Consider the following 13480-nt stretch of genomic DNA (forward strand, 5'->3'; position numbering starts at 1 on the left):
CTAAAATTCAAATCCCAGCCGTTTTCTTGTTTCCTTAAGCCCTTTCAATAATGACTTACCGTCCAATTCAAGGGTTAAGTCCAACGCGTCTAGGATACTGATTATTTTATTCAATAGTTCAATTATAATAGGCAGATATATGCTATCCTGTTTATTCTCATTGACAAGTTCAGCTGCCTTCATTGCCATTTCAAGCATCTTATCTTCCGGAGCTACTATTTCACCCTGGTGCATATTATCACCAATCATAGCTAATTGTGGCGTATTGGCTTTTACATAAGCGCCTTGTGCCAGTTTTGGGATACTGATTTCACTTAAAGTCGGGATATGGAATCCAAACGTTTTGCCACCCATCTCAGGTACCCAATCAGGTATTTCAAAAGAAAGATTATTCATTGCACTGATTACTCTATTTACACCCTTAACTACCCCGTTTGCCATCCCCTCAATACCGCCCAGAATACTATTGATTACACCTTTTATGTTCGTCCAGATTCCATTGAAGATATCTGTTACTGTCGTCTTTAAACCTGTCCAGATATCGTTCCATTTCTCCTTGATTTTATCAAGCGCGCTGGCAAGTCCATCTTTGATTGCTGTGATCTTTTCTGTTATACCGTCTTTTATACTGGTAAAAACACCGCTAACAAATTCTTTTATTTGGGTCCATATTTTATCCCATAAATCTTTTATAGCTCCCAGAATTGAGGAAACGACTGTTTTCACAGCACCAAATGCAGTTGATACAATCGTTTTTATCATATCCCAGATTGTAGACAAGAAGTCTTTTATTGCTTTCCAGGCCTTTTCCCAGTCACCTTTAAAGACACTGCCCAGGAAAGTTGCTAAATCAGTCAGTAACTGACCAATATCACCCATAATTGTCCCGAATGTTTCAAAAAACATCAGGATTGCATCCCCAATCGCCGCTATAATGGGAGTAATGATAGGTACTATAGTTGCAATGAGCCACGATATAAAAGGCGCTAAGTACTGGTTCCATATTTCTGATACTTTTAAGATTAATAAACCTATGCCGTCTATGAATTTTTCGATTCCTGGCACTATACTATCTTCGATTACAGTTCCAAATTTATCTGCAAACTTATCAAGGACAGGTGCAATGTTATTGTTATAAGCATCTAATATGGTGCTTACTATATCCGTTAATCCTTCTTTGAGATTATCTAATGCAGGACGCACATATTCTTCATAGGCATCAAATATTTTCTTCCATATCTCATCAAATGCATTTTTAATTGATTCTATGATCTTAGCAATCGGATCCAGAGTGTTTTGGATAGCATCCTTAATCTTGGACCCATTCGCTGTTATCGGTGTAATAATCGTATCCAGGAAATCTACGGCAAAGTTACCCGTCAGATCGATAATATTTAGAAAGCTGTTTGCAAAAATGCTAATTAAATTTGTTGTAATGCTGATTGCCGAATCACTTAGGAGAACACTGCTAAGATCCGCTAAGAACGTACTAACTTCATTTAATAATTCGGAAAAGGTACTTCCAATATTAAAAAAACTGATTAATTTCTGCTGTATGAATTCTGTATTCTGTTCGAGATAATTACCTAATCCAGCGATTAAGTTTGTTGCTAAATTAGCGCCGATTGTCACTAAGCTTCCATAATAGGTACCCAAGGAATTTACAAATGTGAGTATAAAGTTATAAGCAGCGGCTGCCACATCCGCATCGGTAAATATATTTTTTAAAGAACTACCAATGCCCTTTAGACCAGAAGTTATCTTAGAGAAATCTACCTTGTTAATCTGATCCGTAAACCCTTTTTGAAATGCCTCTCCAATCTGTATGCATAAGGTCTTTATTTTGTTGAATGCGGTTGAGGCTTTGTTCGCGGCTTCCTCGGTAGCATCTGCCATTTGATCAGCAAGTCCTAATGTTCCGGTGTCAGCTCCAGAAGCTGCAGCTCCTCCAGTGCCGCTGGCATCATCCGGAGTAGCTACATTTAATTCGTCAATACTTAAAGAATTTGTTGCTTTCGCTGCCTTTTTTGCTGCATCTGTTACGCCATTTAATCCCGTTGTTGCTGCATCTGCATCTGTTGCAACGCTTCCAACACCAGTACCAGTACTGGAACTTTGTGCTTTCTTTCCTGTAATCAGCTCTGTAAATCGTTTAAAGGCATCTGCCAATGTCTGCAATTTTCCCAGAACTATATTTATCATCTTTAGTATGGGTGTGAATAAATTGATAAACCCTTGACCTAACGTAGCTTTAAAACTGGAAAACTGTAGGTTCAAGATTCTGACCTGATTCGCCCAGCCATCGGATGTACGCACGAAATCACCACTTGCAAGAGATAGCTGCTTAGTTACAAAAGCATACCGCAACGCAACCTTTTCTGCTTCTGACATCTTGGCTGTAGTCTTACCGTAACCATTGGCCAGGGCATATGCATCTAAGGCACTTTGGGTCATTACAATTCCCAAATCCTTAAGGGACTCAGTCTCACCAGTAAATACAGATTTTAACTTTGTGTAAGCTTCATCCTGACTGATATTATAAAAGGATGCAACATCACCGGCTAGACCAGTGAGCGTAGTACTCATATCAAAGGCAGCACCTTCTGTAAACCCAAAGGCTTTTGCCATAGCTCCAAACGTACCGGTATATCTTTTTGCCATTGTTTCCGACAAGCCAAAACTAGTTGCTGCATTCTTGGCAAACTCATTTACCTTATCGCTCATTTTGGTAAAGGTAACGTCAACCACATTTTGTACTTCATTAAGATCAGAACCCAGCTCAATACACTGTTGTCCGAAATCCACTATTTTTTTCACTGCAAAAGCTGCTGCAAGGGCAACTCCGGCTTTTTTTGCCAAGCCTGATATTCCCTGCATCTGCTTATTAAAACCCTTCTGATTTACAACCAGGTCAAGTCCGATTTGTCCAACACTATCTGCCATTACACGTTTCACCTACCTTTTGCAGTTAAAGGTCATCGGCTCATAATGGCACTACTTGACGTTTATCTTTATTTCAAACTCTTTCTTACAATTTCGTCCTTTACACCGGACAAAAATGCCCTTTGCTGTACTGCTTTCATTGTAAACAATGGGCATTTCATAACCGCAGAACGGACACTTTACTTTCTTTTTCGTTATACAATCACCTACTTCGCCATAGCTTCAAACATCTTTTCCAGTTTAAACATTTCCTGTTCGAAGGTTGCCTGATCCATCTTCTGAGCTGATTTACTACGCCAGGCATCCCGGATCCGTCTTTGTTCCTTCGTAAATCGTTTCAGGGTATCCTTATCATTTTCGGCTCGAATTCCAACAATTTTTCCAAGCGGAGTATCCGCACTCAATCCACTTACTAACGCCTTGAATTCATCCCATTTCATGGTCTTAAATACCTCAGAATATATCCGTATCCCATACTGGGTCTGAAAACTGGAAACAATTAAATCCCAGTCCTCGAACAGATCATAGTATGGGTCTGCTACTCCCCCTGCTCACTAACTCCGGTAACTAACGTCATAGCTGACATAACAAGTGTCTGAAAATCTGAAAACTGGAGTTTAAGCTTATCAATTTTTTCCCTGTCTTTTTCGCAAAAGATTAGTTCATACATGCTAACAACATCATTCGGGGTTACATTATCACCATTACCTATGAGCTGCATTACCTTAAGCATCGTTGGTGCATCCGAATTTACTTCACATGTAACATTCTTTACCTTAATTTTGGGATTCGCCTCGAAACTGAGCTTATCTGTAATATCCACTGTCTTTGCCATATTATCTCCTTTACTAAAGAAGGGGTGGCTATCCACCCCATAAATAAGTTATTAGGTTACGCTGCCGCTTCAAAATTCGGTTTCCCTTTGCATTGGATATCAAACTCTAGACCATCAAGAGCTGTAGAATCACCACCGCCAGGAGTCTTTACGTTTACAATACATGGGAACGTAACTTTTGCTCCGGAAGGTAATTCCCATTCAAATTTAGTTACTACATCGTTCCCGGATTTCCATGCTAAACCTGCCACATAATCATTTCCTGGATCTCCGTAGGTACGCTTTCCAGAAAAACTAAATGATAGCTTTTTAGATGTCATCATAGCATCCCCCCAGCCTTCTGCCTCCATAGGATTCCATTCCTCAATACCCCCTTCAATACTCGGAGCAAAGTTTTCCAGATTTGCAATGATTACCATCTGCCCGTCTGTACTACCAAGCCCGTCCGTACCAATCTTAAATTTATTATTGAATACCGGATATGTTTTTGGTGTATTATCCATACCTTTACCTACCTTTCATAAAATATCATTATTTCTATAACACGTTCATAGATACCGCTCTCATCCATATCAACGTCCACAGGCTCTTCCTGGAGCATTTGGATATAAATAATTGTGGTATCATTGATTATTATGTTTTGCGCCTTTGTCAGTAACTCATACAGCTGATAAGCTGCTTTCTCTGTTTCTCTTGCACTTTTGGTCCAATGTACCAATAAGGAAATTGGTTTTGTCTTATAGGTACCAGTATCTCCAAGGCTTACCGTAGCTGCCCGGGACTGTTTTAATTGGTATACACCGATGGATTTTTCCTTCTTATTATCCATCTTGCCCATATAAACATTGTCATCACCGGTAATGCAAAGAGTGGCAATATAGTCTCTAACATCCTCTAAATAAAGCATTATAGCCCCCCTGCCCTTCGGTAAAATTCTTTGAATGCATTCTTGCAAAATTCTTTTTGGTTTCCGTCAATCCAATCATCAAACCAGTGTGCTTTTGCGTTAGGGTTCTCCATCGTTTGAAAATCATATTCCGGATGATAATACAGCCGGCGGGCATATGGGGTTGATGATATCAGGGATACCTTGCCTTTTGAACTTTCAGTATAATCTACAAAGGAGCTTTCATTCTGTAAGTTACCAGTATCCCTGGGCATTACCTGCGCCTGGACAACTTCAGTATGTAACGCTTCTGCAGTCTGTTCCAAGGCTGTTACTTGGGCTCTTGTGAGCTGCTTGATTTTCTGGGTATTAATTGTTATCTTTGAATTTACTTTCATCACATCAGCTCCAATTTACTGTAATTAACTGTACCATCCGGATTCCTTGCCTTCGTTCCCTGAAAGAATGTCCGTTTTACCCCATGTACAGTAGCGGTACCTCCGCTTAAGGTTGGTAAGTCCGGAGCAATATCTCCCGGAAATAGGGCAATACCACTAAGCTGTATAAGCTTCTTTTCGGCTGTTAATACCGTTTTAGCGGTATCCTGATAATTGCATTTTGTTTCAATCACCGTTGGATTGTATGGATCCCCATATTTATCTACCCCTTCCGGAGTGATTTCCACATGGATGGGTGTCTTACAAAATCGCTTATCAACTAAGCATGGATACTTCATCACCGCACCCCCAGACTTGACCGACATAACCCAGTTTGACAAAGCTTATGATAAATATCTGCTTTGATAGCAACTCCGTTCTGAATTTTAAGATTCCAGCCTTCCTCTAAAGACAATGATACCCCGTTGATTCCGTAGTTTTTCAATACAGTCTCAATATAATCAGCATTCTCATATTCAAAGTCAGCCAGCTCACTGCAGCACTCTTTTATAATATCCTGCTGAAACTCAGTTAACCTAAAAATACCCCTACCCACAATACGATTATAGGTAAGAGCATCTATATGCCTGCTGGCTTGCTTTAAAGCTTTTCCAAGGTCATCTGCAGGAATTACCGCTCCATGGTACTCACTATTATAGTAGCTAGTATCTGCATAGGGTTCATAAGCCATAGAATCACCTACGCTTTCTGGGCTGACCTGATCTTTTTAAGGATGCCATCCTGGGATGTTGCCTGACCTAAGTCAATATTGTGTTCTGCAGCGTATACTTTAAGCTGCTCTATATCCATATCCCCAAGTCCATCGCCTGCAAGCTTCTCATATGCATCCATTAAGTCCTTGTGAGCAGCTTCCAGCTCCGCATACTTTTCATAAGGCACTGTTTTACCTTGGCCATAAGCAATCACATTGCCCTCTTCATCTCGGATATCATATCCAAGCGCAATATAATGAGCCTTTTGTGTTTCATCAATCGTATATTCTTTATTATCTTTTAAAGCTTTCATACAATCCCTCCTAAGCACTTACATTTATTGCACAACCAGAAACTTTCCTTTCTAACAAGAATAAGTCTCCAAAATTACGGTTCTGATACAGGTATCCATCTGCTGTCCTGGAATCGGTTCCCGGTGTAAATAACTTTATATAGCTGTATCTATCACGGCAAACAACGCAGGATGTGTGGATTAAGATCCAGTTAATCTGCTTCGCTGTAGAAGCTGCCGTACATCCGTCCGTAAAGTCATAAGCGGTTTTCAATCTGGCAGCTGGTACCATTCTGATTTCCACATCATCAAGGCTATGTACATTACGGTTAATGGTAGATGCAGTATTTACTGTCATTGTTCTCTGAATGCCCTCTGCCTGTTTTACAACCTTATTCATAGATGGTGTGACATAAAGGACTCTGCCTTCCTGGGGAACGCCGGCTTCATCCATAATAGCCATTTCTTCGTCAAAGGCTTCCAGAAAGTTTGCTGCAGCAATAACCGTTGTATTGATTCTCCCCGAATAATTAGTTAATTCAGAAAACAGTTTAGAGAAACGATAGGAATCTTTCTCTGGAATAGCCTGCTCTGTTTCAAAAGTATTCTGGATATTCGCTACAGATAAAGTGAGGTTGGTCTCATCGATATCCATCGGATCCACAAAGAACTCAATGTCTCTGTCATGGGATAGTTTCTTTGCCTCCCAGTCATTACTTAAGGTACCAGAATTAAAGCCTGCAGTTCTGGTATGGTCCTTATAGCCACTCACCGTCATACGTGGTAATTTAATTACCTGGGCATTAATAAATTGTACCTGTGTATTGCTCTTAGTTAATGCATCAGAGCATAACTCCTTTTCATATTTCTGTTGCAAAAAATTTGTAAATTGTGTTGCATAATCATATACTGGCATATATTATCTCCTTTTCTTATTTTATTCCGAATGCAGCCTTTAAAGCCGCTTCGTCTGCTTGATTATTCTGTCCGCCGGCAGCTCCCCCGATCTGGAAGCCCTGGTTCGATCCAGCTACCGGTTTTAGCTGTGGTATGTCCTCCAGCACTTTATTCAGAGCATTTTTAATCGCCTCTTGATTTATCTTACCGTCTTGTCCTTTAACGCTGCTTAAGTCAGCCATTTTTAGGACGTAGGGAAGAGTTTTTGCATCAATACCAAGTCCTACTGCTTCAAGGGTAGCCACCTTGTCAACTTCTGCTTTTTCAGCTGCAGCCTGTGCCTGAGTAAGCTGAGTCTGAATAGCGTTTACATCGGGATTATTCTTTGCTTTTTCAGTCTTAAATGCCTGCATTGCCTGTGTAGCCTCTTCCTGGCTTAATCCCTGTTGTTTAAAATAGTTTTTGAGGATTGTATCCTCTGTAACAGTCTGCTTTCCAGAAATGATACTGGCAAGCTTATCATAATCAAATGCAGGGGCAGTCCCCTGCTGGTTCTGCTGTTGCTGTGTCTGCTGATTATTGGAATCGCCCTGGCCAGAAGCTCCATCTCCTTCAGCAAAGAATTGTAATTTCATTGGTAATAGTGTTTTTTTCATAACTTTCTGCTCCTTTCAGTTGTTAGAGTGTCTCTCTGATCAGTTTTATGGGTGTCTCCCAGGTTAACAGTTTTCAGTGTGTCTCACATCTGCATCTTTTAGAGTCATAAGCATTTTGGACATAAGAAAAAGCCGTATTGCTACGACTTTTGAATATAAAAATACCACCTAACCATTTAACTGATTGGTGGTATTAATAAATTACTAACTTCTCACATATTTCATTTAATGGTTTTCCATCAATAAAAGGATCCGCCATCATATCATCCAGACTTTTATAATCCCTGGTCTCATCATCAAACATAAACGATATATTATCGCGGGCAAATGGACATATACTTCCTTCTTTGCCGTCATACTCAATATTTACATCCTGTAACATATCCAAAATCCACTCTTTTAGCTCACTGGCCTTCATAATATATCTCCATTCTCCTTTCTTTCAATTTCGGTCATTTCCCTGGTGCTTTTTCCTTTTATCTTGCCATCTTCCCAATCGTAAACATGCGCATGTTCACCGGTTTCTCCATAAGGGTGATTCTTGGGTTGAGCATGGTTTCCGGAATGTATTTGCTTAACCATCCTTGAATTTTCATCATAAATGGTTCTGTTGATATAGGTTATGCCCTTCTTTGTTTCGGTAGTTTCAAGCACTGCGTAGGGTTTTAATTCTTTAGGAATTTTATATTCCTTGTCATTTTTATGGTCATCCGTAACAATAATGTTCCCACTATCATTATATCGGTATTTACTGTATTTATCAATATAATCTTGGTTTTCTTTCTGCAATTTTTCCAGTGTTTTACCGGTCAGATTGAGATTTTTAGTGCTATAAGCATTTGAATCTTTTCTAAGAATATTGTCATTCTCGGATATTAATATATCATTTCTGGTTTGCCACTCTACCCGCTTATCCTTGTAATACTTCTGATTATCATTATCCAGTGAACCCTCTTCCAGCATTTTATACCTTCGAACCATACGTTCATTATATTTTTGCTGCTGTTCAAGCCTATAATTCTCTGCAATCCGGTCTATGTCGGTCTGGCTCATCTTCTTAGGTGGTGTCGTTATCCCTTCAAAATAAGTTGTATGACTATCTTTGCAGTTTGGATGATATAAGCCGTTAGCAATAGCTGAGCTAAGCAAGGGATAATCCCCGTCAGAAGCCTTTCCACCACTCCATACATCATCAATAAAAACTTTACCTACAAACGGTAGGCATCTTGGGCAGGCAGCACCACGTTTATTAACGATTACAGTGGTAATTCCCCATTCCCGACGTTTCTCACCCTCCCCGGTCAGATATGCCCTCTTACCAGCCGTTTTTAATGCCATTCTAGCATAATAAGCCATTGCTACCCTGGCACCGTTTTTATATTCGATGCAGTTAATACCAGCCGTAAGGAAATCTTTTGAAGCCATATCGATTGCTTTTTCATAAGTCCCAGCTCCGGCATTCATATAAGCATGTGCAATAAATATAATTTTACGGTACTGGTCATTCGCCATACGCAGCATAGCTATTTCTGCTCTCTGGAAATCCTGTTTCGTAGCCTTTATAAGTGCTTCCAGCTTTCTATCATTTAACCGGAAGAACTCTGCAGAAGTACGAACCCCTTTAGTAAGTGTTCTTGAAGACCTAAAGCCATTTTTTATAGCTTCCAGGATTTCTATTTCCTGATCCATGCTGCCTTGCTGCCTGGCTTGATTGATTAAAGTATCAATCGAATTGTTTATGTAAGTAAAGTGCTTTTTAAAAACTTTCTGATTAGTTCTCTTATATTTTTCCAGAGCTTTAAGCTGTTCAGCCTGCCACATACTCCATTCCATATCCTCTGTGACTTCCTCAATCCGGTGCCGGCTCATGTTACGCATCATGGATTTAATCAGCTCTTCCTCTATGGCCGCAAAAGCTTCCTCAATATCATATTCATCCAAGGGTATCACCTGCCATTCGAATAAACCTTGTAACCTTGGGATTTAAACTGCCTGGTTAAATACTTAAGTTGCGTTATACTATCGCATTTGTCCGCCCTAAGTTCTGCGTAGTCTTTCTTCTCCAGGGCATATATGCCGAATGGCACCTGCTCAGACGCTATTTTTAGCAGCCCCTGGTATTCCGTTCTGCTCATCTGATATGTTCGCTTCATTACCTTTACCTTCATCCAGTTCAACTCCCTCCATGTTTACCGCCGGCTCTTCCATTTCCGCTATTCCCTGTTCTGCTTTAAGCCGCTTAACCTCCTCTGCTTTCCACTCATCATCCTTGGAATCACCATACAGTTCTTCTACACAAGCCTCAATGCTCATGATTCCCTGTGTCTTACCTTTGCCTACTGTTTCAACCTGGCTTTCGAAAGAAGGGTTAGCATATTCTCCGAAAGGAACTTCGACTTCAAGATCCTTCACTGCTTTCTTATTCCAGGTATCCCATGCTTTCATTACTGTGTTAATCAGCTTTGGAAGCGTATTTTGCATAGCTTCTACAATCTTATTCCTGGTGTAGAGCGTCGCCTTCTCCTTTTCCCTCTGTGCCTCTGCATTGTCAAGTTTCTTTACATCAATACCTAATGTGCTTGGACTAATCAGACCTTGTAAGCATAAATCCAAAGCGGTTATATAAGTACTTAGGTAGCTCTCATGAGGTATATCACCCTGAATCAGCTTAATCTCCTTTGTTGCCTTTTCGCTCATCGGACTATCTGTCTGTATGTAACTATTATCGAAAGCATTTGGCTTTAATACCTCACCTGTATTCGGATTCCGTGGTAGCATATCCTCCGGGATATATTCCTTGGTCCGGTTCTTCCTGAGGGCATCCATCCATTGTGACCAGGCTTCATCGAAGGAATCGAAATTATCTGTTTTCCCATCAAAGATACTTTTACCGCGCCCCTTCCACTTACTGGACTTAAATATCTTAAATGGGATAGCCATACAAAAAGGATCTGCCCAGGTCACTGGCTTTAACCCGGCTGTCTGAGGTATGGAAGTAATCTCAACTTCTTTTCCGCTATACTGCAGAGAATAATTTATATAGCCGTATCCATAAGTCTCTAAAAGCATATATTCTTTAGAATCCTGCGCATAGACCGTTTTAAAGATTACCTCTTTCACCCTGCCCCTGTCATAATTAATATCAATCTTATTACCAGGGTAAAACTCTATGATAGGAAACTTACTAAGAACCGTGTCAAAGCTGATTTTAAAGGCTCCATCACCGATATATAACGTTTCTGTCAGTGCATCGGCTACCAATTCAGTAAAGCTATTATCCTCCGCTATCTCTTCCCATTCTGCTTGCCGGCTGTCTGTAATCTTTATGTCGTTCATATCTGCCACAACCAGAGAGGTAAGAACTTCCGTTATCATGCCCGGCAGCCCCGTATGTATTTTCCGGATTTCAAGACCTGGGGTGGAAGTGGCTGCCCAGAATCTTGTCTTGTCACCAGGCATCTGACCATAGAGCTGTGACAGCTCCTCTGAATCACCTCTATACCATATCCGGTTCTTAATCGCATTGGATTCATAATCCAGTGTTTCACGAATATGAAATACACTTTGCTGTGCCGGCTCGATCCGGAGCCAGCTTCTGATTCCAGATTTGATTTTCTCAGTCATATTGTCTAACCACCTCATTTCTTAACCACTCCTATCTTATCCCTATATGGGATCCAACCATATTGTGTACTGTTTATCATGTGATCGTTCTTATCTTCCGGGGTATTATCCTTACCTTCTAACCAGCTGTATATTTCACTTTCAGATATAAAAACGGTACAGGTTTCAACCACATAAAATACAGGTTCTTTCCCTGCTTCATCGTCATAAGAAAGCCATCCTAACTGTAAAATAATACGGTCAATAATTTCTACTGCTTTATACGCACCGTTGAACATATACATGCATTCAGGATGAGCCCGTTTATACTTCATGAACTCGGTTATCGTTGCCTGATCAGCTGAATCTATGAATACATTCTTCGCAAAGCCCCATTCTTTCCGGTTACGTTCCAGGAATGCAATGTAATTAACTACCGTATCCGATGGAGCTATTGGTATTTCAAGGCTGGCATTGTTATAAACTTTTTCATCGAGTAGGACATATCTGCCTTTATTGGTTATTCCGGAAAATGACATTGCAATGGTATCCGGGCTTTCCTGAGAGTAGGAGGTATCCAGTCCGGATGTGAAGATAACAAAGTACTCTTCCTGGTGCCGGTCCTTCTGGATGAACTGTTTCGCCCACTCTTTTGATCTGACATGCCGCTTTCTATCAAAGTTGGAGAATATCAAACCGGTTGCCCTTCCTCTTAAACCCAGGATCTTATTCTTCCATAGCTTTGTACCCTTAGGTACATTAAGCTTTATCTGGGCTATCTTTTCCGGGGTCATCCCCAGGTTATCGGCAAAAGAAAAGAACCAATGCACCCAGCCGGGTTTCGGGTCTTCACTAAGCATATTATTTATTTCTTCCGGAGCATCTGCCCTGTACTCTGGTAATGGACGGCTGCAGTTGATATATTCCTTATACACTGGCAGGCTTGGATCATCTGGGTTAAGTGTTGCCATCATGTAATCACAACGCATGGCAGCTTCTCTTACAAAGTCTATATCAGCCGTATTAATTTCATCTATGTACAGACAGCCGTATTGTCCACCTAAAGCCTTTTGCCACTTCTTTTTATCCCCATAACCCATGACATAAACCACTTTATCCCCATTACTTGTATGATAGAGGATATGAGGTATTTTTTCATCCTTGGTACCATTACCGTTATATTCTGTTAGGATCCCGAAGTCATCCACGATACCCAAATCCTTGTTAATGATATTTTTTTCAGCGGTACCGGTATCCTTTGCAGCTATGATGTGGTATTTCTTCTTACTCTCAGCCACCAGGAGCATGAACTTAAATATTCCTACCGTTGTCTTTCCGGCAGCTGTTGTCCCTTCCAGGAACTCAACCGGTGCAGAGTGTTTAATAAAAGCCTTATACTTGTCAGACAGAATCAACTGTTCCTGGCTCAATCTTAACCACCCCTTAGCTGTGCAATAACATTATCAAGCTTGCCCTTTTCTTCATTCAGGTTAGTCAATTCAACCTTATCTTTAAACATACCTAAATGCCTGCCCAGGAGCTCCAGAGCCTTGACCTTATCACAGGTAGCAACCTCAATACCGTACTTGCCTTCCTTGATTCCGGAAATGGCTTTCTTCTTCTCCTCAGTAAGTTTATCTGTAGGTATGACCTCCACCGACTTAAAGGTTTTGACCTTACCAGTGTCCGGATCAATAACATACTTGCCATGTGATATGATAGGCTCGTCTACCACCTTAGCAAAGTCGGATCCTTTTGAAAATGCAATGGCTGCAAGCTCAGTAAGGACCTTATCCTGAGTAATCTCTGTCCGCTTTTCACGGTCTTTCATCCTTTGTTGTATATATTCTGCAACCTTAACATTTCTTAACATTCTTGCACCGGCAGCCGCCGCTGTTTCGTCGTTCTTGCAGTTTTTATAGACAGCCTTATAAGCCCTGGTGGCATTAAGATCTATCAAATATTCATCTGCAAATAACTTCTGTTTATCTGTTAATGCCATTCAAGGCTCACTTCCTTTCAAAGAAAAAGCTTATAACACATAAGTTATAAGCTGTAAAAAATCTCTATTATTTTTTTAACCTTTTCCATAGCAACGTTATAATGTATAAAAATGTATATATTATCAATACATTAATTAACAGCGCAAGTGCATTAACATACATAGAGCTGAACGGCGTCCTTTCAATCGGCACATTATGCACAGCAATAAATGGTA

Annotated in this window: 16 protein-coding genes; all 16 read right to left on the bottom strand. The window is 40.4% G+C overall.

Annotated features, from left to right (window positions below):
* Nucleotides 1–2943 carry a phage tail protein gene (locus QA584_RS22630; protein ID WP_278271369.1) on the bottom strand — a complete coding sequence of 981 codons (2943 nt, stop codon included), beginning with the start codon at nt 2941–2943 and terminating at the stop codon, nt 1–3.
* A gap of 206 nt (nt 2944–3149) precedes the next feature.
* Nucleotides 3150–3464 (bottom strand): Gp15 family bacteriophage protein, encoded by a 315-nt coding sequence (locus QA584_RS22635; protein ID WP_334306034.1) that lies wholly within the window; start codon nt 3462–3464, stop codon nt 3150–3152.
* A gap of 17 nt (nt 3465–3481) precedes the next feature.
* Nucleotides 3482–3778, bottom strand: a complete 297-nt coding sequence (locus QA584_RS22640; RefSeq protein WP_278271370.1) for a hypothetical protein — start codon at nt 3776–3778, stop codon at nt 3482–3484.
* Nucleotides 3779–3834: 56 nt separating this feature from the next.
* The gene (locus QA584_RS22645; protein WP_278271371.1) at nt 3835–4281 is read right to left on the bottom strand and encodes a phage tail tube protein; all 447 of its coding nucleotides are present in this window, start codon (nt 4279–4281) and stop codon (nt 3835–3837) included.
* Nucleotides 4282–4289: 8 nt separating this feature from the next.
* The gene (locus tag QA584_RS22650) at nt 4290–4685 is read right to left on the bottom strand and encodes a phage tail terminator protein (protein WP_278271372.1); all 396 of its coding nucleotides are present in this window, start codon (nt 4683–4685) and stop codon (nt 4290–4292) included.
* On the bottom strand, nt 4685–5062 hold the full coding sequence (locus tag QA584_RS22655; protein WP_278271373.1) for a hypothetical protein: 378 nt from the start codon (nt 5060–5062) through the stop codon (nt 4685–4687). Before QA584_RS22655 ends, QA584_RS22650 begins: the two co-directional genes overlap by 1 nt.
* Nucleotides 5062–5400, bottom strand: a complete 339-nt coding sequence (locus QA584_RS22660) for a hypothetical protein (protein ID WP_278271374.1) — start codon at nt 5398–5400, stop codon at nt 5062–5064. The genes QA584_RS22655 and QA584_RS22660 overlap by 1 nt, the downstream gene beginning before the upstream one ends.
* Nucleotides 5400–5792, bottom strand: coding sequence for a hypothetical protein (locus QA584_RS22665; protein ID WP_278271375.1), 393 nt, complete (start codon nt 5790–5792; stop codon nt 5400–5402). Before QA584_RS22665 ends, QA584_RS22660 begins: the two co-directional genes overlap by 1 nt.
* An 8-nt stretch (nt 5793–5800) precedes the next feature.
* Nucleotides 5801–6127: a hypothetical protein gene (locus QA584_RS22670; RefSeq protein ID WP_278271376.1), complete on the bottom strand. Its 327-nt coding sequence runs from the start codon at nt 6125–6127 to the stop codon at nt 5801–5803.
* A gap of 10 nt (nt 6128–6137) precedes the next feature.
* Nucleotides 6138–7022, bottom strand: a complete 885-nt coding sequence (locus QA584_RS22675) for a capsid protein (protein ID WP_278271377.1) — start codon at nt 7020–7022, stop codon at nt 6138–6140.
* A gap of 16 nt (nt 7023–7038) precedes the next feature.
* Complete coding sequence (locus tag QA584_RS22680; protein ID WP_278271378.1) at nt 7039–7659, bottom strand: hypothetical protein; 621 nt, start codon at nt 7657–7659, stop codon at nt 7039–7041.
* 193 nt (nt 7660–7852) lie between these two features.
* On the bottom strand, nt 7853–8077 hold the full coding sequence (locus QA584_RS22685; protein ID WP_278271379.1) for a hypothetical protein: 225 nt from the start codon (nt 8075–8077) through the stop codon (nt 7853–7855).
* Nucleotides 8074–9609, bottom strand: coding sequence for a phage minor capsid protein (locus QA584_RS22690; RefSeq protein ID WP_278271380.1), 1536 nt, complete (start codon nt 9607–9609; stop codon nt 8074–8076). The genes QA584_RS22685 and QA584_RS22690 overlap by 4 nt, the downstream gene beginning before the upstream one ends.
* 141 nt (nt 9610–9750) lie before the next feature.
* On the bottom strand, nt 9751–11283 hold the full coding sequence (locus tag QA584_RS22695; RefSeq protein WP_278271381.1) for a capsid protein: 1533 nt from the start codon (nt 11281–11283) through the stop codon (nt 9751–9753).
* A gap of 14 nt (nt 11284–11297) precedes the next feature.
* On the bottom strand, nt 11298–12692 hold the full coding sequence (locus QA584_RS22700) for a terminase (RefSeq protein ID WP_278271382.1): 1395 nt from the start codon (nt 12690–12692) through the stop codon (nt 11298–11300).
* 2 nt (nt 12693–12694) lie between these two features.
* Entirely contained in the window at nt 12695–13264 is a 570-nt protein-coding gene (locus tag QA584_RS22705) for a terminase small subunit (protein WP_278271383.1), read from the bottom strand.
* Nucleotides 13265–13480 lie beyond the last annotated feature (216 nt).

Source organism: Anaerocolumna sp. AGMB13025 (genome assembly GCF_029689925.1).
Lineage (GTDB): Bacteria > Bacillota > Clostridia > Lachnospirales > Lachnospiraceae > Anaerocolumna.

What these genes read in the sequence shown, in the direction of transcription:
- QA584_RS22640 (WP_278271370.1), bottom strand. Translation starts at nt 3,778, where the DNA reads ATGGCAAAGACAGTGGATATTACAGATAAGCTCAGTTTCGAGGCGAAT.
- QA584_RS22670 (WP_278271376.1), bottom strand. Translation starts at nt 6,127, where the DNA reads ATGAAAGCTTTAAAAGATAATAAAGAATATACGATTGATGAAACACAA.
- QA584_RS22655 (WP_278271373.1), bottom strand. Translation starts at nt 5,062, where the DNA reads ATGAAAGTAAATTCAAAGATAACAATTAATACCCAGAAAATCAAGCAG.
- QA584_RS22705 (WP_278271383.1), bottom strand. Translation starts at nt 13,264, where the DNA reads ATGGCATTAACAGATAAACAGAAGTTATTTGCAGATGAATATTTGATA.
- QA584_RS22680 (WP_278271378.1), bottom strand. Translation starts at nt 7,659, where the DNA reads ATGAAAAAAACACTATTACCAATGAAATTACAATTCTTTGCTGAAGGA.
- QA584_RS22665 (WP_278271375.1), bottom strand. Translation starts at nt 5,792, where the DNA reads ATGGCTTATGAACCCTATGCAGATACTAGCTACTATAATAGTGAGTAC.
- QA584_RS22630 (WP_278271369.1), bottom strand. Translation starts at nt 2,943, where the DNA reads ATGGCAGATAGTGTTGGACAAATCGGACTTGACCTGGTTGTAAATCAG.
- QA584_RS22685 (WP_278271379.1), bottom strand. Translation starts at nt 8,077, where the DNA reads ATGAAGGCCAGTGAGCTAAAAGAGTGGATTTTGGATATGTTACAGGAT.
- QA584_RS22660 (WP_278271374.1), bottom strand. Translation starts at nt 5,400, where the DNA reads ATGAAGTATCCATGCTTAGTTGATAAGCGATTTTGTAAGACACCCATC.
- QA584_RS22645 (WP_278271371.1), bottom strand. Translation starts at nt 4,281, where the DNA reads ATGGATAATACACCAAAAACATATCCGGTATTCAATAATAAATTTAAG.
- QA584_RS22650 (WP_278271372.1), bottom strand. Translation starts at nt 4,685, where the DNA reads ATGCTTTATTTAGAGGATGTTAGAGACTATATTGCCACTCTTTGCATT.
- QA584_RS22695 (WP_278271381.1), bottom strand. Translation starts at nt 11,283, where the DNA reads ATGACTGAGAAAATCAAATCTGGAATCAGAAGCTGGCTCCGGATCGAG.
- QA584_RS22675 (WP_278271377.1), bottom strand. Translation starts at nt 7,022, where the DNA reads ATGCCAGTATATGATTATGCAACACAATTTACAAATTTTTTGCAACAG.